Source organism: Paenibacillus sp. MMO-177 (assembly GCF_037147795.1).
Lineage (GTDB): Bacteria > Bacillota > Bacilli > Paenibacillales > Paenibacillaceae > Pristimantibacillus.
The window spans coordinates 1-19,478 of sequence record NZ_JBBCUR010000002.1; the positions used below are offsets into that span (position 1 = coordinate 1).

Genomic DNA, 19,478 nt, shown 5'->3' on the forward strand with positions numbered 1-19,478 from the left:
TTTACTTACTCGTTATTTAGAACTTTGTTAACCATTTGGAACCGCCGTATGCGGACCCGCATGTACGGTGGTGTGAGAGGACGGGGGCTAGGCGCCCCCTCCTACTCGATTGTATGTATTAAGTTATAAATGAGAAAAGACTAATGCTAAAAAACAGCGGACGCTTTTGTCAAGCGTGCCGCTGTTTTTATGTTACACTTCAATATTGGCTGCGATGCTATCCTCACGGCCATACTCGCGGATAAGCGCTGCTACAGCTTGGTGATGTGGGTTAGGGCCATAAGCCTCCAAGGCAGCTTTATCTTCGAATCTGACGCGAAGGACCAGCTGGTAACCTTTGTTGTTATCCGAGAAATTAATGCCGGCATTTACTTCGATAACACCAGTCAAATGTTCTTTCAGCGCCTTAAATCGATCTACGATCTCTTGGAGCTGTTCGTTGGTCGTTTGCTCGCCGAATTTTACTAGAATTGTACGGTCAATCATGTTGAAACCTCTCTTTTCTTCAGAATCTCTAGCCTTATGCAATATAGCATGAAATGGGAACGTATTTCTAGTTCTTTTCATTAATGAAGTTCTTTAAGCGGCAGCCGCAGACTTTGTTTTGAGCCGGGAAGCATACTCCTTCAGGCGATCTCGCGATACCACCATCTTTTTCACGGCTGAGCGATTGGGCTTAAGTGCAACTATCGGTCCTTCGAGCTGGTCAGGAATGTAATAGACAGATCCAATTTGCGGGTGGATATCCGATATTACTTGGAGCATATAACGATATACGTCTTGATCATCCGATGTGAGGGATGAGTTGAGCTGCAGTTGCTTATTCAGATACTCCGTTATCGTTGTTAGATCTCTTGCAATAGGTACCATCAGATTTGTTCCTTCTTTCTGATCAACAAGGTAAGAATAGGCGCTAATACGGATTAAATTCTCATTAATTTGATTTAATCGTTCTTGATTTATTTCTTCAGGCGGATATTTAGCAATCTCATTATAATTAGACCATAGTTGATAGATGGCGCTGCCAAGCATACCTTGCAAGCCAGATTTCATCTGTTTGGCCCTTTGATGCTCCTGATTCCAAAGTATGAAGCCTCCGATTAGAATAACAACGGCAATAAGCAAGGTTAATTTACTCGAATTTGTAATGGTGAACACTCCTTTTACTTCCAATTCGGGTATTACATAGAGTATACCATTATAGATTGACCAAACCTAATAGACTGAAGTTTTGCGTGCATGGTTCATAGACATATGATAATCTTGTTTTTACTGGAAAAATGTTGAAGGTGAAGTTGATTATCTCCCAAAGGAGGGGGATGGGGATGAAATGGAGAGGGCTACTAAGTATCTTGTTCATGGGAGCTTTTGTAATTTCTTTAATCACGTTGCTTTACCTTATAGAGGCGGATAAGAATAATGCTTATCTTAGCGGATTAATGTTCCTGACTATTGTTTTCTGTTTTCTGGGAGTAGGCAGTATGATTACCTATTATATGATTAAACTTAGGGAACTGAAAAGGAGATGATCATCATAGGTGGTCATGTATACATCATTACGGGAGTATCCAGCGGACTGGGCGCGGAGCTGGCTAAAAGGCTTCTAGAGGAAGGGAACACGGTTATTGGCTTATCCCGAACGGATAATGAGGAAATCGTCCGAAATACGACAGACGGAAATTACTTCTTTTACCCTGTTGATCTAATTGTAACGGCGAGTCTTACAGCAGTATTACAAGATCTTATTTCATCTATTGATCAATATGGCTTGAATTCTATAACCCTAATCAATAATGCGGCTTCGGTAACTCCGTTAAAAGATATTCAATATTGCACGGATGAGGATATATCGAGAAGTATACAGCTTAACATTACAGCCCCGATGCTGCTTACCTCGGCTTTTATTCGAATGACCTCGGAATGGCATGTTGTAAGAAAGATCGTAAATATTTCATCCGGATCCGGAAAGTACCCTGCACCAAGCATGAGTCTTTATTGCTCGGCAAAAGCGGCTATGAATATGTTCTCACGTTGTATAGGAATGGAACAAGAGCAGAGACAGTCGGCTAATGAAGTACAGGTATACGCGGTTGATCCGGGGATGATGGATACATCGATGCAGCAGATTGCCCGTGAGTCGGATATGGCGTTAGCGGGTTATTTTGCGGCACAGAAGACAGAAGGAAATTTAAAGGATCCAGCTCGCGTAGCAAGTCAAATTATTAAACTAATAAGTAATTCAGTCTCCATTAATGGCAGTCTATATAAGGTATGTGAATTGGAAGAGTGATCAGATGATCATATCACAATTTAAGTAAAATACAAACACTTGTTCTCCTTTTGTTTTCGTGATATGATTTGGATAATAAAGGGAAAATTTGATCCTATATCGAATTACCTGATTAAATACCTATTATTGGAGGAGATCTGAGGATGAGCTTAAAAGTTGGACCGTATGATCTGCAGCAGTCTGATATTTCAGGATCGAAATGGCAGGAGGTGCGCGCAGAAGAACTGGTAATCGATAATGTCAGCCTTGCGAGAACTTCGATTAATAACGTAAATATGAACGCCATGAAGTTGAACGATGTAAATATGAGCGGGATTCATATTACGGATGCAAACATGTCGGGGGTAAGCATTAGGCTTGCGAATGTCAGTCATGCCAGCATCGATCATGTCTATTTGATTGGCACCGAGTTTAAAAATGTCGTTCTGCCAAAGGAAGGCGAGCCTCAATACAAAGCTGACGGTCAATATGAACCAACAACTTTTAAGAACTGCAACCTCTCTAAATCTCAATTTAACAACTGTGATTTATCCAATGTTAATATCGATAACTGCAATATTGCCGGCCTCCGAATCAACGGGATTCTGATATCGGATCTGCTTAAGCTTCAGTAAATCTATTATTCTGAACGGGAGGTCAGAAATCATGAGCGAACAAATTCTTGAAGAAGAGAAGGGCAAATCCAGAGTTAAACTCGGCAAGACCATTCAAGTTCGATTAGTATCGGATCTGGCAAAGTCGCAAGCTTATTACCGTGATTGCTTAGGGTTCTCCATTGATGATTGGGGACATGCGGAGCGTGACGATGTCTGTTTTATCCTCCAGCAGGCTGTTGCCTGCGAGGATGTTAAACCGAATGCGGTCTCTGCCAAGCGTGGCAACTATCCAACGGAATGGGACGGGCCGGATTATGGCTGGGATACCTATATTCATATTGGCTGGGAAGAATTCGACGAATATGTGGAAGAGGTGCGTGGCAGAGGCGGAATTATCGGGATAGAAGCTTTTATTGGCGAGCATGGCGGCTGGGAATTTAAGAATGCCCATATTCATGATCTTGATCAGTACAATATTGTCTTAGGTGCAATGCGAAGAAAGGCATAGTCTTTTATTCCATAATAAAGAAAGTAGGATATTGATGAATCCTATCTCTAATAAAATCAATGGTATCTTTATACCCGTAAGCAATGTTGAAAATGCCCGCGACTGGTATTGTGATATTCTAGGTCTTCCTGCAGACGGCGAGATTTATTTCGGACATATTTATGTTTTGCCGATGGAAGGACCAAACATTGTACTGGACAGCAAAATTTACTCGCGTGAAAATCTGTATAAGGCACCGGCATTTCAATTCCACACGGAAGACATTGAACAGGCCTATGCATTTATGCAGGAGAAGAAGGTTGAGCTGATTACGGGAATCGAGAATGGTCACTGGTTTAATTTCAAGGATCCGGATGGGAACATGCTAATGGTTTGCAAATGAGTCTATTTAATTAGACAAGAAAGAAAGCTGCACTTGTCACCGGCAGACAAGTAGGAAACATTGGGCATCATAAGAATCTATTGCTGATTAGGTCATTTACTCTGCTTAGCCTGTTGTCTAAACGACGTCCAAGCTCTGTTGTTAATATGTCATATTTCTCCTTATTTCCCGCATACGAATAGTGAGTTGAAGTAACGTGCTGGGAAAGGGGCCAAAAGTGAATGGACTGGATCAATGACCAGATTATCCGATTGGCACAATCTTCTCTCCCTCAAGGGGCGGAGCTCGTCATGATGGAGGATCCATCTAACGAGTATGCCATATATCCCCAGGATTTAAGCGGGGATGGTGTTCCGGAGCTGACGGTTGTGTACCGGTGGCAAGATGAGCTTTATGTCCATATTTTGCAATACCGTCATATCGGCTGGATGATCGCGGCAGCTGCGAAGGGCGAAGGCTATGGTGTTGCGGAGCTCACTGCTGCACCCGTAACAAGCCGGATGGTTAATAATCTTATTATTAACTGGCGGACTGGGGAGGAACAGACGAAACGCGCCGTCTATGAATGGAGTCCTGTTGGCTTCCGGAATATTGTACCCGATGATCGTTCTTTGGAGACTAGAGCGATCTCTCTCTATCCGGGATCCGAGAAAACAACAAGCGGAACCAGATGGGGCTATATTAACGGAATTGGCACGATGGTGATACCGCCACGCTTTGACCGTGCAGAGGATTTTCAAGCCAATGGGCTTGCTATTGTAAGCGCGGATAATGGCACAGGGCTGATCAATACAACAGGCTCCTATTTTGTCAGACCCGTTTATGAGTTTATCTCTCCTTTCTCGGAAGGAAGAGCGGTTGTCATTGACGATAAAGGTAAATACAGGCTGCTTAATGACTCGGGAGCTATTGTTACAAGCAATGGATATTCCTATATGGCAGACGTGCATGATGGAAGAGCAATGGTTAATAACCAGTTGGCTGACGGCAAAACCGTCTACGGTTACATTGACAGGTCCGGTAAGGAAGTTATACCGCTTCGTTATGAAGATGCAACCGACTTTTCAAACAGACATGCGGTTGTAAAAATTAAGGACAATGATTTTGCCTTGATCCGTCATGACGGTTCGAAGGAAGCGGAGTATCATTTTCCTTTTGTTGGAGTTCTGGGAGATGGATTATTGCCATTCCAACAAACGGCGAATGGGAAATATGGCTATATTAACGAAAAGGGCACGGTGAAAATTCAGCCCACCTATTCGATGGCGTTTCCGTTCCAGAATGGCCGGGCAATCGTTAATAACGCGGAGGATTTTGCCTCGGAATACGGCGTTATTGATACAAAAGGGAATGTGGTCATACAGACGATTTATAACGATATCATGGCAATTGGCCAGCAGCGGTATGCGGTAGGGAAAGCGATTGATCCGGATCAACCGTTCCTTGGCTCGATGTATGCGATCTTCGATTCCGATGGCAAACGACTGACGGATTTTGTTTATACCGACGTACAGCCTTATCGAAAAGGACTCGCTTCGGCCAGCAACGGCAAGACTACTTTCTTCATTAACACCAGCGGTAATCCTGCACCTGGTTATCCGCAGTTTCAGGGAAGCGGTACGTTGAAACTCGAGGATGACCTGATTCAGGTCAATATTGATCAGAGGATCAAATATGCCAACCGGAACGGACGTTTCGTTTGGGAGCCTAACACGGTTATTCCGCTTCGCCTGCCTTATCTGGTCAGGGAGCATAAGTACAAGCCAAATAAGGACTATGTCGTCTATTATCCCGCTGTGGAAGGAATCGCCGATCAAGTCGCGCAGGAGCGGTTGAACGAAACGCTTAAGGTAATGTCTCAGGTCAAGCCGATCCCAGGCGATGAGCAGCTTGGCTATACGTATAGCGGGGATTTCGAAGTTACGTTGTTCAAGAAAAATCTGCTGGAGATTGAAATGACGGGCTATAATTACCCGGCCGGCGCAGCGCATGGCATGCCAACGAAGGTCTATGCCCATATCGATGTGTCCAATGGCGATATGTATACGCTGCAGGATTTATTCAAGCCGGGCAGTGACTATGTCAAGGTACTGAGCGACATTGTAGGGGAACAGATCAAAACGGATCCTCAGTATAATTATGTTTTTCCGGATACGTATAAAGGCATTAAACCGGATCAGCCATTTTTCGTAACGCAGGATGCTCTGCATTTGTACTTTGAGCCTTATGAGATTGCGCCTTATGCTGCAGGTTTTCCCGCGTTTAGAATCCCATACTCGCAAATTATGAACATCATTGATGAGCGTGGCGATTTCTGGCGTTCATTTCATCCATGACGGGCGTTCACCAGGGCAAGAGCTACCCATAGCAAATGATACATGTTAACGAATAGGTAGAGCAGGAATAGGATGATTGCTGAATAACGGATCCATAAGCGGGCACTTAACTGAGGATAAATGAGCAAAAAGAGTACGGGAAAAATCAACTTAACGCCGTAATAGGCGATTGAATGCCAGTTATACAACCAGGATACAAACGGGTTCAGCTCGGTTATAAGCTTTAATCTGATTCCGATATCGGTAAATAATGCATCGGTTAGACTGAAAACGAGAAGCCATATCAGCAGTCCTCTTACTGGCAATCGAAGGATGACAGACATTCCAACACATCCCATCCCATTATTGGAAGAGTGTAATAAATTCATGATACATTTTGTATCTGGAATAAGCAAGCTGGCGCATGAAACACTCCTTTTCCGGAAGGGGCTTTTATGCGCTGTTTTCGTTTTGGCGCTTGCCCGGTTGTGCTGATATAATATAGTAGTAAAGGAATTATGCCCGACAATAATCAGATGGAGCTGAAGGTCATGCAGAGCTCGTCACTATCTTCTTTTCATCCATCCCTTGCGGATTGGTTTAAGGCTTCGTTCGGCGAGCCGACCGACGTGCAGCAACAAGCTTGGAAAGCGATTACAGCAGGCAATAATACGCTGATTGCCGCCCCGACGGGATCGGGCAAAACATTAGCCGCCGTCCTTCCATGTCTCGATGGGATTGCCCGGATGAAGCAGCAACAGCGTCAGGCCGGCGTGAGGCTGCTTTATATTACGCCGCTCAAGGCGCTTAATAACGATATCCACGATCATCTGGTTGCTTTTATCGAACAGATCGATAAGCTTGCCGCCTCATCGGATACCAGCTGGCCGGGACTCCGCAGCGGCGTTCGGACAGGGGATACAACCAGTTCGGTTAGATCCGCTATGTATCGGAAACCGCCGGATATTCTGGTAACTACGCCAGAATCCATGTACATTCTTCTGACCTCCGAGAAAGGGAGGGAGATGCTAAAAACAGTCTCCTTCGCTATTATTGACGAGATTCACGATCTTGCGGCGGATAAAAGAGGCTCTCATTTATCCGTATCGCTAGAACGGCTGGAAGAGTTATGCGGAAGACGGATTCAACGAATCGGCGTATCGGCTACGCAGAAGCCGCTTGCGCGCGTTGCAAGGTTTCTTGGCGGTTGGCAGGAACCGGCAGGCAATGAAGCGGATGAGAGGCAAGAGTCAGAAAACGAAGGATTCGTTCATCCGCTCGGCTTAGTGCCTCGTCCGGTAACGATTGTAGAAAGCCATATGAGCAAAAAGCTTGAAGTATCATTAACGATGCCTGATCAATCGCAGCCCATGCAGACCCGCGATGCGGTATGGCTCCCGATTCTGGACAGGCTGTTTGCGTTGATGTCGAATTGCCGTTCGGTCATTATTTTCGTAAACAGCCGGAGGTTATGCGAACGTCTATGCCTTCGGCTGAATGATCATGCCGGCTACGAGATGGCAAGAGCCCATCACGGCAGCATTGCCAAGGAGCGGCGGCTCGAGGTAGAGAGGATGCTGAAGGCAGGCGAGCTTCGCTGCATAGTGGCTACCTCCTCGCTCGAGCTTGGCATTGACGTCGGGCATATCGAGCTGGTTATCCAGCTCGATTCCCCGATTGAAGCCGCATCCGGCATTCAGCGGATCGGCCGTGCGGGCCACGCCGTCGGCAGCGCCAGCCGCGGCGCGATGGTTGCCCGGCAGCGGGGCGTGCTGCCGGAGATGGCGGTGCTCGGCAAGTTAATTGCCGAGCGCGATATCGAGCCGATCCAGATCCCGCGGGATCGGCTGGATGTCCTGTCGCAGCAGACGATATCCATTGTTGCTGCGCGGGACATGGCGGTGGGCGATCTGCACAGGCTGATCGCCCGAAGCGACAGCTACCGAAGCTTTCCTGTCGGCAAGCTTCGGGGCATGCTGCAGGTGCTGGCGGGCTTTTACCCGTTTATGCGGCCGCTCCTGTATTGGAACCGCGATACGGATCAGCTCGTAAAGCGTCGGAATACGATGATTGGGGCGTTAACCGGGGCGGGAACGATTCCTTCGAGCTCGGCGTATCCGGTCCATCATGTAGACAGCCGCGTCCATCTTGGCGAGCTCGACGAGGAATTTGTTCAGGAGAGCCGCGTAGGGGACGTATTCCAGCTTGGAATGAACGGCTGGATGATACGCCGGATCGATAAGGACCGGGTCTACGTGTCCGAGGCGGGCAACCGCTTTAGCGAAATACCGTTTTGGCGTGCTGAAGGACTTGGGCGGACTTATTCGCTAGGCAAAAAAGTTGGGGCGTTTATAGCCGAGATAGAAGAGCGTCTTCAACGGGAAGACGAGGAACGGCTGATCGGCTGGCTGTCCGGACACTATCGGATGGATGATTATACGGCACAGCAGCTGCTGTCGCTAATCGGATCCCAGCAATCCTTCTGCGCGCTCCCGACGGATAAACGCATCGTCATAGAGACCTACCGCGATCTGATGAATCAGACGCATGTCATCATGCATAATCCGTTTGGCAGACGGCTTAACCGGACTTGGCTGCTGGCGATCGAGAGGCAATTCGAGCTGCTTCTGCCATACCGTCTGTACGGCAATGCCAAAGACAACGGCATCGAATTTGTTCTGCCGGAATGGGATTCCTCCTGGCTGCAGACGATCTGGGGGGTTACGCCAGCTAATGTAGAGCCTCTGCTGACAGAAGCTATTACAGGCTCGCCGCTGCTTGCGATTGCCTTCCGTCATATTGCCGAAACTTCGCTTCTGTTATCCCGCAGCTTCGGCAGGACGCCGTTATGGCAGAAGCGGTTGAGGAGCGAGGAACTGCTTCGCTCCGCCATGCCGTATGCCGAGCATTTTCCTTATTTGACGGAGGCGATGAAGGCATGCCTGCACGAGTATTTAGCTTTGGATGACCTTCGAGCTTTGTTAACTTCCATTCAGGAGGGTGAGATTGAGGTGGTGGTTAAGGAGACGGAATATCCGTCCCCGATGGCTACCCAATTCCTGGCCGATTACGTCAATATGCGGATTTACGAAGGTGACGGGCTGGATCCGGCCATTCAAATGCAGCTGATGAATGTCAGCAAGGAAATGGCGGGCCGTTTGTTCGGCGAGCAGGCTATCCGAAGCGCAATTCCCGAGCAGATCCTGGAGGCTGAGAGGCAAAGGCTGTCGGAGCCGCAGCTAGAGCTTCGCGAACCAGGCGATGTTATTCGGCTGCTGAAGCGCCGTGGCGATCTTGCTTCGGACGAGCTCATCCAGCTGTCGGGCACAAGGGCTCTGGAATGGGCGGAGCAGCTCATGCAAACCGGAGAGCTAGCCGTCTATCAGCCATCGCAAGATACGCCGGAAGAGGAATACCGGTGGATTTGCCGTGATGAACTTGAGATATACAAAGCTTTGCCGGAGTCGGATGAGGCAGCTTCCTTTGTTATCCGCCGGTTTGCCGACAACCGGATCTCCTTCACAGAGCTTGAGCTGTGCGAGCGTTACCCGAAGCTGTCTCTAGCTGAAGCAAAGGGACTAATCGACAAACTGCGTGAGGAAGGCAGCCTCGAGCAGGCCCCATTCGCGGCTTCTCCTGAGGAGCGGATATGGTCGAGCCGGCGCGCGGCGGAGCGCATGATCCGGCTGTCGATAGGAGAAGCACGCAAGCAGGTGCAGCCTGCATCTCCCATCCGCTGGTGCGCGCAGATTGCGCTTCGCCAGCATGCGCTGCAAGGTGCTCAGCTGCGCGGAAGCGAAGGCCTCAAGCTTGTTATCGAGCGTCTGCAAGGTATTTTTCTGCCGCTATCGCATTGGGAATCGGTTATTTTTCCCTCCCGCGTGACGGATTACAGGAAGGATGAGCTAGATCTGCTGTGCGCAACGGGAGAAGTCATCTGGATCGGCAAGAAGCTACCGGAGGAAAAGGAAGGCAAAGTAGCCTTTTTCCTCGCAGGCAGCCGTTCAATCTATGAACCTTATCTGGCGGAGAGCAGAGAGAAAGACTCAGCGCATCCGGAGCTGCTCGAGCTGTTGAAGAGGAGCGGCGCCAGCTTCTTGACCCGTCTGGCGAGAGAGACAGGGAAGCTTCCGACAGAGTTATTATCGGCATTGCTGGAGCTCGCTTGGGAAGGCCATGCCTCCAACGACCAGTTTGCTCCCCTTCGGTTATTAACGCTCAAGAAGAGAAAAGACTGGGCAAAGACCGGATCGGGACTTGGGAGATGGTACTGGACCGGCAGTCTGGCAGAGACATTGCCGGCTGAAGGACAATCCGGCCATGCATCTACGGATACCGACCCTCCGGAGATGTACTGGATCCGGCATCTGCTGGATACTTACGGGATTGTTACCAAGGAACTGGCAGCTTCGGTTACGCCTTACAGCTGGGACCGCCTTCAGCCGGTTCTCCGAAAGCTCGAGGAATGGGGTAGGTTGACGCGCGGTTTGTTTATCGACGGAGCGATCACGATGCAGTTTACGACGCCGGAGATCGCCGAGCTCATTCGTAAGCCGTTCCCTTCAGGCACTCCGGCAAAAGAGACGCTTACGCTGTTGTCGGCGGTAGATCCGGCTAATCCGTTTGGCCTGCTGATGGAATGGCCTGAAGGCTATGGCTGCTCCTTCGCCAGGAAGCCGGGGCATTTCCTCGTTATACGGGGAGATCAATGGTTGTATTGGATGGAGAACAACGGCAAACGGATTCATACGATGGTACCGCAGGAATCAACCAGCCTTCCTTCGGCAGAGGAGCTCAAGCGTATATTTATGACGCTGCTGCGCCGCCTGCATCTCTCGAAGATCGTGGTGGAACGCTGGAACGGCGAGACGGTAGCGCTGACGGATGAAGGGAAGCTGCTGAAGGAGATTGGGGCGGAGAGCGATCAGAAATCGCTTGTATTATGGCAAAGCCAATTGAAATAGATGTGCTTTCGTATATAGGAAAGGGGATCGACGCGTGCAGCACATGATGAAATATGTCAGAAAATACGGCCTGCTGTTCACCTTCTGCGTCCTGCTCGTCAGCGTTGAAGCCTTGGCGGATCTGCTTCAGCCGACCATGATGTCGCATATTGTAGACGAAGGGGTTGCGACCAAAGAAATGGATAAGGTTCTCCATTTCGGCGGTTACATGCTATTGATTACGCTCGGAGGCGCTATTGCGGCATCAGGCCGCAATATTGTCTCCAGTATCGTATCCCAGCGGTTTGGCGCAGAGCTGCGTCAGGATTTATTCGAGAAGATTCAAGGGTTAAGCTTCGAAAGCGTAGACCGCTTCGACCGTGCGTCGCTGGTTACTCGGCTTACCAACGACGTGACGCAAGTCCAAAACTTCGTTAACGGAATGATGCGGATTTTTGTCAAGGCACCCATGCTTTGCATCGGAGGGTTTATTATGGCCTTCCGGTTAAATCCTTATTTATCCATCGTCCTTATGATTGTGATTCCGATCGTTGGTTTAATGATTGTGCTCAACATGAAGGTAGGTCTGCCGTTGTTCCTGAAGGTGCAGAATGCTCTGGACCGGTTAAACGGCGTTATGCGCGAATATTTGTCGGGCGTCAGAGTCGTTAAAGCCTTCAACCGGTTTGATCTCGAGGTCGATAAATTCAACGGTATTAACAAGCAATACGAGGTCCGGTCTACTTCCGCGCAGCGGGTTATGGCTGTATTCGGTCCCGCCGTTACGCTGGCGATGAATATCGGTATTGTGGCTGTTATCTGGCTTGGCGGAATCCGGGTCAACAACGGGCATACCCAGGTTGGTCATATTATCGCGTTCGTTAACTACATGACGCAAATCCTGTTCTCGCTGACGACAATGACGATGATCTTCAACATGTTCGTTCGCGCGAAGGCTTCAACGGGCCGGATTGTGCAGGTGCTTGCGGAGACCAATCCGATGACAGATCCGATCCAACCAATTGCTGCAAAAGAGCTGAAGGGCAAGGGCGCTATCGAATTTGACAATGTCAGCTTTTCCTATGAAGGTCCCCACGGCGAGCCCGTTCTCAAATCGATCAGCTTCAGCTGCCGGCCCGGGGAGACCGTAGCCATAATCGGATCAACCGGTTCGGGAAAAAGCACGCTGGTGAACTTGATCCCTCGTTTCTATGACGTTACGGAAGGGGCAGTCCGGATTAACGGCATCAATATTCGCGAGGTTGATACTCATGAGTTGAGGGAGAAGATTGCAATCGTTCCTCAGAAATCGGTGCTGTTCACAGGACCGGTAGTGGATAATATCCGGATTGGGAAGCAGGACGCATCTATGGAGGAAGTTGTGGATGCGGCCAAAATGGCTTCGGCTCATTCGTTTGTTTCGGAGCTGCCGGAGCAGTACAATACGATGATTGGCCAAGGCGGCGTGAATTTCTCCGGCGGGCAGAAGCAGCGAATTTCAATTGCGAGGGCGCTTATCCGGAAGCCGGATATTCTTATTCTTGACGACTGCACAAGCGCGCTCGACAGCGCGACGGAGGCATCCATCAAGCGCGCGATCAGCGAATACGCTAAGGATGTTACTTGTCTGCTCATTGCCCAGCGGATATCCTCCGTGAAGGATGCGAGCACCATCCTAGTGATGGACGATGGAGAAATAGTAGGCATGGGCAGCCATGACCGTTTGATGCAGGATTGCAAGGTTTATCAGGAGATCTACCGGTCGCAGATCGGCAAGGAGGTAGGTAACCATGCCTCAGCCTAACGGAACTAAACCAAATCATGACGGAACAGCGCGTTCCGAGGTTAATGTGCCCATGGGAGGCCGTCCGGGTGGCCCCGGATTTGGCGGACGCGGCGGACCGAAGCAAAAGCCGAAAAACTTTCGTGCGACTTTAATGCGCCTTTGGGGTTATTTGAGCGGCGAGCGTAAGCAGCTTGCCCTTGTATTCGGCTTTATCCTGATCGATTCCGCCATTATGCTGCTTGGACCTTATTTAATCGGAGTTGCCGTCAACGCAATGGCAGGAGGGAAAGGCGCGGTTGACTTCAGTCTGCTGCATCTCGTATTGTTTGCGCTTGTCGCTTCCTATTTGGCGGATGCCTCGCTGAGCTTCCTGCAGGGCTGGATGATGGCAGGGATCTCCCAGCGGATCGTCAGCCGGCTTCGGCGCACCTTATTCGAGAAGCTGCAGCGTTTGCCGCTTGTTTATTTCGATACCCGCAGGCATGGCGAACTGATGAGCCGACTATCGAATGATATCGACAATGTCAGCACATCCGTCTCGCAGACCTCGGCGCAGCTGATGACCGGCTCAATCGCGTTGCTCGGATCGCTGATCATGATGCTAGTGTTGAGTCCTCTATTAACGCTTGCAAGCCTGATTACGGTACCACTTGTGTTCCTGCTTGCCAGAACCATTACGAAACGAACGAGCGCGTTATTCAAAAATCAGCAAGCGCAGCTGGGACGATTAAACGGTCAAGTCGAGGAGACGATCACCGGTTTCCAGGTTGTCAAAGCCTTTAACTATGAAGCAACCTCGATTGCCGATTTCCGCAGAGACAATGACGAGTTGTGCAAAGTAAGCACCAAGGCGCAAATCTGGTCCGGTTTTATGATGCCGCTGCTCAGCGTAATTAACAATATCGGCTTTGCGGCAGTAGCGATCGTCGGCGGGATTATGGCCGTGCACGGAATGATCACGGTGGGAATTATCGCAAGCTTCTTGAGCTATTCCCGTCAATTTGTCCGGCCAATGATGGACTTGGCGAATACGTATAACGTTCTCCAGTCAGGGATTGCAGGAGCAGAGCGGGTATTCGAAGTGCTTGACGAGAAGGAAGAAGTTGAGGATGCTCCCGATGCCGTCGAGCTTGCTTCTCCCAAAGGCGAGGTTGTGTTTGAAAATGTGCAGTTCGGCTACCGCAGCGACGTGCAAATACTGAAAGGCGTCAGCTTCACGGCCGAAGCCGGCAGCAGCACGGCCTTAGTCGGACCAACCGGAGCGGGAAAGACAACCGTCATTAATCTGCTAAGCCGGTTCTATGACGTGACAGGCGGGAGGATCCTCATTGACGGGAGGGACATCCGGGATTACACGAGAGACAGCCTTCGACGGACCTTTGGCATCGTGCTCCAGGATACGTATTTATTTTCCGGCACGGTGAAGGAAAACCTGAAGTACGGCAAGCCGGAGGCAACCGACGAGGAAGTTCGGAGAGCGGCGCGTATGGCGGGAGCCGACGGATTCATCAGGCGCCTGACGCAGCAGTACGATACTCCGCTTACGGAGAATGGTGGGAACCTGAGCCAAGGGCAGCGGCAGCTGCTGGCCATCGCCAGGGCAATTCTTGCGGAGCCGTCCATTCTTATTCTGGATGAAGCGACCAGCAGCATTGATACCCGAACCGAGCTCCGGATTCAAGAAGCGATGCTTCAGATGATGGAGGGGCGCACCAGCTTTATCATCGCGCACCGGCTGTCCACGATTCAGAATGCCGATACGATTCTCGTCATCGACAAGGGAACGATTGCCGAGCAAGGCTCCCATAGCGAATTGATGGAGAAGGAAGGCATTTATTACGGCATGCACCGGAATTTAACCGTTTGAGAATAGGGGCTGACGGATTCTGCGAAAAATCCGTTCAGTCCTTTTCTATTCCCGTTACTCTCTCGTGACTATTCTATCATTTGTGCTCCCTAGTAAAAATTTGATATACTAGGGCCGTTGCTATACCGCTTCCACTTGTTGGTAGAATAAGGGTAGAGCATGGGAGGTTTATGGTGATTAATCAATGGGGAATCAAATCTGCCGCCGCCGTACTGGCACTTGCCTTGTTAACGAGTGGTATCTCCGAGGGGAAGGCCGAATCGGCAGCTGCAGTAACGGCAACGGCGACGTCTGCCGTTCCTGCCAAGACGACCATTCTATTAGATGATGTAGAGCTGCCTTTTGACAGCCCGCCAATAATCGTAAAAGGCGTTACTTTTGTTCCGTTCCGCACCATTGGCGAAGCGCTTGGACTGCAGAAGGTCGTCTGGGATGAGAAGACGCAGACGGTTACGGCGGAAGGCTCCAAGCTAGGCAAGGCGGTAAAGCTGTCCATGAAGCTTGGCAGCGATACTGCCGTTGTAAATGGAATGAACGTAAAACTGCCGGCTGCGCCTATGATGAGAAATAATCGCGTACTTATTCCATTAAGCTTTTTCAGCACCCAATTCGGCGCGCAGGTCGGCTGGAGCCAATCGACCAATACCGTAACAATCAAATCGCCGCAAAGAGCCATGCACTTGCGTACGTTCTATGCATTATCGTCCTTTTCCGAGCGTGACCTGGTAGATTCGGCGAACTCTGTGGCTTTTGGTTGGAGCAGGATTGACCGGGACGGCAACTTTACGCTCGAAGGCTCCGAATATCGAGTACCCGAGCCGAACGGCGATGTTACTCCGCAATCGCTCGTGCGCGATACGGCAGACAAGTCCATTAAGCCCTATCTGATGGTCTATTCCCTTGACGGGCAAAATGAATTGACAAAGATGATGAGCAGCGAGACTCTTCGCGCCAATTCGATCAGCGGCATTTCAAAAGCCATTTCGGATTATGGATTTGGCGGCGTGGTCTTGGACTTTGAAGGGCTTGGCTTCCAGCTTGACAAGATTGAGCAGCAGAAGCTTCTGAATGCTTATGCGAAGCAGCTAAGGAATGCACTCCCGAAAGATATAGCTTTGTCTCTTATCGTGCATGCTCCAAACAGCGCTTATCAAGGCTATGATTACAAGACTCTGGCATCCGTTGCCGACGATCTCATTCTAATGGCGTATAAATACAATCCGTCTGGCACGGCAGCTCAAGTGCCGGAGCCTAATAATAAGGTGAACGAGGCGATCCAGCAGGCTCTGAAAGCCGGCGTGCCCAAATCCAAGCTTCTGCTTGGGATTGACCTAAGAGCCGAAACGCCGCAATCGATTGATGATAAGCTTGGCCTTGCCAAACGTTATCAGTTGAAGGGTGCAGCGCTTTGGCGCTTGGGCGTGTACCGCCAATATTCGCCGGATATGATTCCAGCAATTAATAAATCCGTTATTAAAGAATAGTTAAACGCACAACAGCGGCAGAATGGGATGTTTATCCGGTTCTGCCGCTGATTTTTTTGGAATGGCGTTAAGCTAGCAAGCCGGATAAGGCAATATGTCGTTAATATCGTTAAAGCTGTAATGGAAGGTGGCGAACTGCGAGGCGTACATATATTGCATGATGTAAACCTCGCCCCCTTGCACGCTGCAGATGACCCCGGATACGCCTTGGCCGTTGCGAAGAGAAATGCCGACCGGACGTCCGATAAACATCATGGCTTTTTGCTGAACGGACATTTGTCCCTGCATGAACATAATCCAATCAACCTCCTGATTGACTTTAATGGTATAATGGTGGGTAGACGATCAGCAACGCGAGAGAATGGAGCTTTGAAGGATGAAGAGATTCAAGAAATTTTATATTGAGATTACGAGTATTTGTAACCTGGCGTGCTCCTTCTGTCCACCAACCGAACGCGCGAAAGGATTTATAAGCATAGAAGATTTCACGGAGCGGCTTGATCAGATCAAACCGTTTACGGACTATATCTATTTCCATTTGAAGGGCGAGCCGCTGCTCCATCCCAAGATTGACCAGCTGCTGGATATCAGCCACGAGAAGGGCTTTAAGGTCAATATTACGACGAACGGAACGCTGCTTCAGAAAAATAAACATAAGCTGCTGTCGAAGCCGGCGCTCCGGCAAATGAATTTCTCGCTTCACAGCTTTGACGGGCATGCCGGCTCCAAGGATAAGGAAGGTTATATCAGCGGCGTTTTATCCTTCGTCCGCGAGGCCATGGAACAGACGAACATGATTACTTCGTTCCGCTTGTGGAATTTGACGCAGGATAACATGACGAATGCAGAGAGACAGCGGAACCGCGAGATTCTATCGATGATTGAAAAAGAATTCGAGCTGGATTATCTTATCGAAGAAAAGGTTATGCCCGGAAGCGGAGTCAAAATCGCCGACCGTGTCTATTTGAATCAAGACTATGAATTCGAGTGGCCGGATCTGAAGGCGAAGGAAGATGACGGCAAAGGCTTTTGCTACGGACTGCGGAATCAGGCAGGCATACTTATTGACGGTACCGTGGTGCCGTGCTGCCTAGACGGTGAGGGTATCATTAATCTCGGCAATATGAATGAGCAGCGTTTCTCGGACATTATCGAAGGGGAGCGCGCGACAAATCTCGTTGACGGCTTTTCGAGACGGGAAGCGGTTGAGGAGCTGTGCCGCAAATGCGGCTATCGCCAGCGCTTCGGCAAGTAAAGAAATCAGTCATGCGGACAGCCGTGAACGTTATACGTTTACGGCTGTTTTTTTGGCATGCTTATCCATAAAAATCATTACAGTTTCTGCTTCTGCATCCTATGAAGGTGGATGACTAGCCGTGTCTAGTCCCATAATTCTTTGAAATAGCGCCTTGAACGCTGTGCCGAATAGATGCCCGGCGCTCCCGCGCACAGATAAGCAACCGCGCACCCTATCAGCATATACAACCAGCCAAAGCCATGGAGGCCAAACAGCTCAAGGCCAAGAATAAAGCTGGCAAGCGGCGTATTGGTAGCTCCGCTGAAGATCGAGATTAAGCCGATTCCGGCAAGCAAGGGAACGGATACGGCAAGCAGGTTGGCAAGGGCACTGCCAAGCGTTGAGCCGATCACAAATAACGGCGTAACCTCGCCGCCCTGGAATCCGGATCCAAGAGTAATGGAAGTGAAGATTGTTTTCCACAGGAAGGCCAACGGAGATGCGGCTTCCTCAAACGAATGCTGCAACAACGGAAGGCCAAGGCCTAAGTAATTCCTTGAGCCGATGAGATAGACCAGCGCGATAATAATAAGGCCGCCAATAAAGCTTTTGATCATCGGATTAGGCAGCAGCTTCGCAAACCAGGCTTTTAACCGATGGGTGAGCGTAACGAACAACAGCGCTGCAAGCCCGAATAGCACGGAAGCCGCGGCAATTTTGACCAACAGCATTACGCTAAGCGGAGGGACCGGGCCTAGCGAATAATGAAGATGGTGCACGCCCCAGGCCAGTGTCGTATAATGGCCAACGTAGCTGGCGAGAAAAATCGGAAGAATCGACTCCAGGGAAATCATGCCAAGCGCGGCAACTTCAAGGGCAAAAACCGCACCGGCGGCAGGTGTGCCAAAGACCGAGCCAAATCCGCTGCTGATCCCGCATAGCAGGATGATTTTGCTTTCAGCTCCGCTAAGCTTGAAGCGCTTGCCGATCACCTCAGCCAAGCTGCCGCCCATTTGAACGGCTGTACCTTCCCGCCCTGCGGAGCCGCTGAATAAATGAGTAATAATCGTACCAAACAGAACAAGCGGCGCCATGCGCAGAGGAACAGCGGTCTCTCCGCCATAGATCCGGTCAAGCAGCAGATTGTTGCCTTTTGCCGCATCTTTCCCGTATTGCATATAAAGCCAGCTGACCAGCGCTCCGCCAAGGGGGAGCAGCCACAGCAGCCAAGCGTGCGACATGGACATTTCCGTTGCCCATTCCAAGCTTGTCAGGAAGAGAGCGGACGCCGATCCGGTACAAATGCCGACGACAGCCGCAACGGTCAGCCGCAACAAGGATGTTTTCATAACGTTAGCCATAAACCCGATAAGCTCCTAACTGAAGGGGAATTCACGTAAACAACTATTTATTTACTATCGTACATTTTGAAAATAACGTCAATAACCGGCAGAAGTGGTACACTAGAATCCAGATGAGTTTATGCGTAAAGGAGTCAGCTTAACGGATGATGTTTACGACCTTGAATGAACTCGATAACACCTTGTGGCCGCTAGCGAAGAAGCTGTACGAACAGTCCTTTCCGAAGGAAGGGCGAAAGCCCGATGCGATCATTAACGGGATGTTCCGGAAAATGCCTTGTTTCTTCCATACTCTCTCCGAAGACGGCACTGTAGATGCGATGGCTCTGTCCGGACTGACAGGCGGAGGCAAGATACTGCTTATCGATTATATCGCGGTATCCGAGCAGAGGAGGGGAGAGGGGATCGGCTCCCAACTGATTCAAGCCATTACGGAATGGGCGCAAAAAGTCATGTTTCTAGACGGACTGCTTATTGAAGTGGAATCGGAGCCTACGCCAACGAACGAGCAGCGTGTCCGATTCTGGGAGCGGAACGGGTTCACGATTACCGATTACGAGCATCCTTATATTTGGGTACCCGAGCCATACCGGGCCATGTACAAACAGCTGAATCAGGAAACCGCCTGGCTTGGTGACGGAAGCGGGAAGAAGCTGTTCCGTTACATAACTTCCTTTCATGAAAAGGCGTATTCTAAGAAATAAGCAGG

At 49.7% G+C, this 19,478-nt stretch carries 16 protein-coding genes; 11 read left to right on the plus strand and 5 right to left on the minus strand.

Going from position 1 to position 19,478, the window contains the following annotated elements; all coding sequences use genetic code 11:
- Positions 1 to 192 precede the first annotated feature (192 nt).
- Positions 193 to 486: a Dabb family protein gene (locus WFK81_RS05695; protein ID WP_336773101.1), complete on the minus strand. Its 294-nt coding sequence runs from the start codon at positions 484 to 486 to the stop codon at positions 193 to 195.
- A gap of 93 nt (positions 487 to 579) precedes the next feature.
- Complete coding sequence (locus WFK81_RS05700; RefSeq protein WP_336785496.1) at positions 580 to 1,158, minus strand: hypothetical protein; 579 nt, start codon at positions 1,156 to 1,158, stop codon at positions 580 to 582.
- A 367-nt stretch (positions 1,159 to 1,525) separates the two neighbouring features.
- On the opposite strand from WFK81_RS05700, the gene WFK81_RS05705 reads away from it, so the two are divergent.
- From WFK81_RS05705 to WFK81_RS05725, 5 genes are all read left to right on the plus strand, one after another.
- Positions 1,526 to 2,290 carry an SDR family NAD(P)-dependent oxidoreductase gene (locus WFK81_RS05705; protein WP_336785497.1) on the plus strand — a complete coding sequence of 255 codons (765 nt, stop codon included), beginning with the start codon at positions 1,526 to 1,528 and terminating at the stop codon, positions 2,288 to 2,290.
- 143 nt (positions 2,291 to 2,433) lie between these two features.
- A complete protein-coding gene (locus WFK81_RS05710) occupies positions 2,434 to 2,904 on the plus strand; it encodes a pentapeptide repeat-containing protein (RefSeq protein ID WP_336785498.1) in 471 nt (156 codons plus the stop codon).
- Between the two features lie 31 nt (positions 2,905 to 2,935).
- Positions 2,936 to 3,394, plus strand: coding sequence for a VOC family protein (locus WFK81_RS05715; protein ID WP_336785499.1), 459 nt, complete (start codon positions 2,936 to 2,938; stop codon positions 3,392 to 3,394).
- Between the two features lie 34 nt (positions 3,395 to 3,428).
- Positions 3,429 to 3,776 (plus strand): VOC family protein, encoded by a 348-nt coding sequence (locus WFK81_RS05720; RefSeq protein WP_336785500.1) that lies wholly within the window; start codon positions 3,429 to 3,431, stop codon positions 3,774 to 3,776.
- Between the two features lie 221 nt (positions 3,777 to 3,997).
- Positions 3,998 to 6,112, plus strand: a complete 2,115-nt coding sequence (locus WFK81_RS05725; RefSeq protein WP_336785501.1) for a WG repeat-containing protein — start codon at positions 3,998 to 4,000, stop codon at positions 6,110 to 6,112.
- Here the strand turns inward: WFK81_RS05725 and WFK81_RS05730 are convergent.
- Complete coding sequence (locus WFK81_RS05730; protein WP_336785502.1) at positions 6,103 to 6,435, minus strand: DUF5658 family protein; 333 nt, start codon at positions 6,433 to 6,435, stop codon at positions 6,103 to 6,105. The genes WFK81_RS05725 and WFK81_RS05730 overlap by 10 nt on opposite strands.
- Before the next feature lie 207 nt (positions 6,436 to 6,642).
- Between WFK81_RS05730 and WFK81_RS05735 the strand changes: the two genes are divergently transcribed.
- The 4 genes from WFK81_RS05735 to WFK81_RS05750 all read left to right on the plus strand — a co-directional run bounded on the left by WFK81_RS05735 (position 6,643) and on the right by WFK81_RS05750 (position 16,171).
- On the plus strand, positions 6,643 to 11,055 hold the full coding sequence (locus tag WFK81_RS05735; protein WP_442956042.1) for a DEAD/DEAH box helicase: 4,413 nt from the start codon (positions 6,643 to 6,645) through the stop codon (positions 11,053 to 11,055).
- Positions 11,056 to 11,089: 34 nt separating this feature from the next.
- Positions 11,090 to 12,838: an ABC transporter ATP-binding protein gene (locus tag WFK81_RS05740; protein ID WP_336785504.1), complete on the plus strand. Its 1,749-nt coding sequence runs from the start codon at positions 11,090 to 11,092 to the stop codon at positions 12,836 to 12,838.
- Between the two features lie 52 nt (positions 12,839 to 12,890).
- Positions 12,891 to 14,687, plus strand: coding sequence for an ABC transporter ATP-binding protein (locus tag WFK81_RS05745; RefSeq protein WP_336786421.1), 1,797 nt, complete (start codon positions 12,891 to 12,893; stop codon positions 14,685 to 14,687).
- A 170-nt stretch (positions 14,688 to 14,857) separates the two neighbouring features.
- The gene (locus WFK81_RS05750) at positions 14,858 to 16,171 is read left to right on the plus strand and encodes a stalk domain-containing protein (protein WP_336785505.1); all 1,314 of its coding nucleotides are present in this window, start codon (positions 14,858 to 14,860) and stop codon (positions 16,169 to 16,171) included.
- Positions 16,172 to 16,243: 72 nt separating this feature from the next.
- On the opposite strand, the gene WFK81_RS05755 is transcribed toward WFK81_RS05750, so the two are convergent.
- A complete protein-coding gene (locus WFK81_RS05755; protein WP_336786422.1) occupies positions 16,244 to 16,447 on the minus strand; it encodes a hypothetical protein in 204 nt (67 codons plus the stop codon).
- Positions 16,448 to 16,547: 100 nt separating this feature from the next.
- Here WFK81_RS05755 and WFK81_RS05760 point away from each other — a divergent pair, with 100 nt between their 5' ends.
- Positions 16,548 to 17,426 carry a radical SAM/SPASM domain-containing protein gene (locus tag WFK81_RS05760; protein ID WP_336785506.1) on the plus strand — a complete coding sequence of 293 codons (879 nt, stop codon included), beginning with the start codon at positions 16,548 to 16,550 and terminating at the stop codon, positions 17,424 to 17,426.
- Between the two features lie 125 nt (positions 17,427 to 17,551).
- Here the strand turns inward: WFK81_RS05760 and WFK81_RS05765 are convergent, their stop codons facing one another.
- Positions 17,552 to 18,769, minus strand: a complete 1,218-nt coding sequence (locus WFK81_RS05765; RefSeq protein WP_336785507.1) for a chloride channel protein — start codon at positions 18,767 to 18,769, stop codon at positions 17,552 to 17,554.
- A 146-nt stretch (positions 18,770 to 18,915) separates the two neighbouring features.
- Between WFK81_RS05765 and WFK81_RS05770 the strand changes: the two genes are divergently transcribed.
- Entirely contained in the window at positions 18,916 to 19,473 is a 558-nt protein-coding gene (locus WFK81_RS05770) for a GNAT family N-acetyltransferase (protein WP_336785508.1), read from the plus strand.
- Positions 19,474 to 19,478 lie beyond the last annotated feature (5 nt).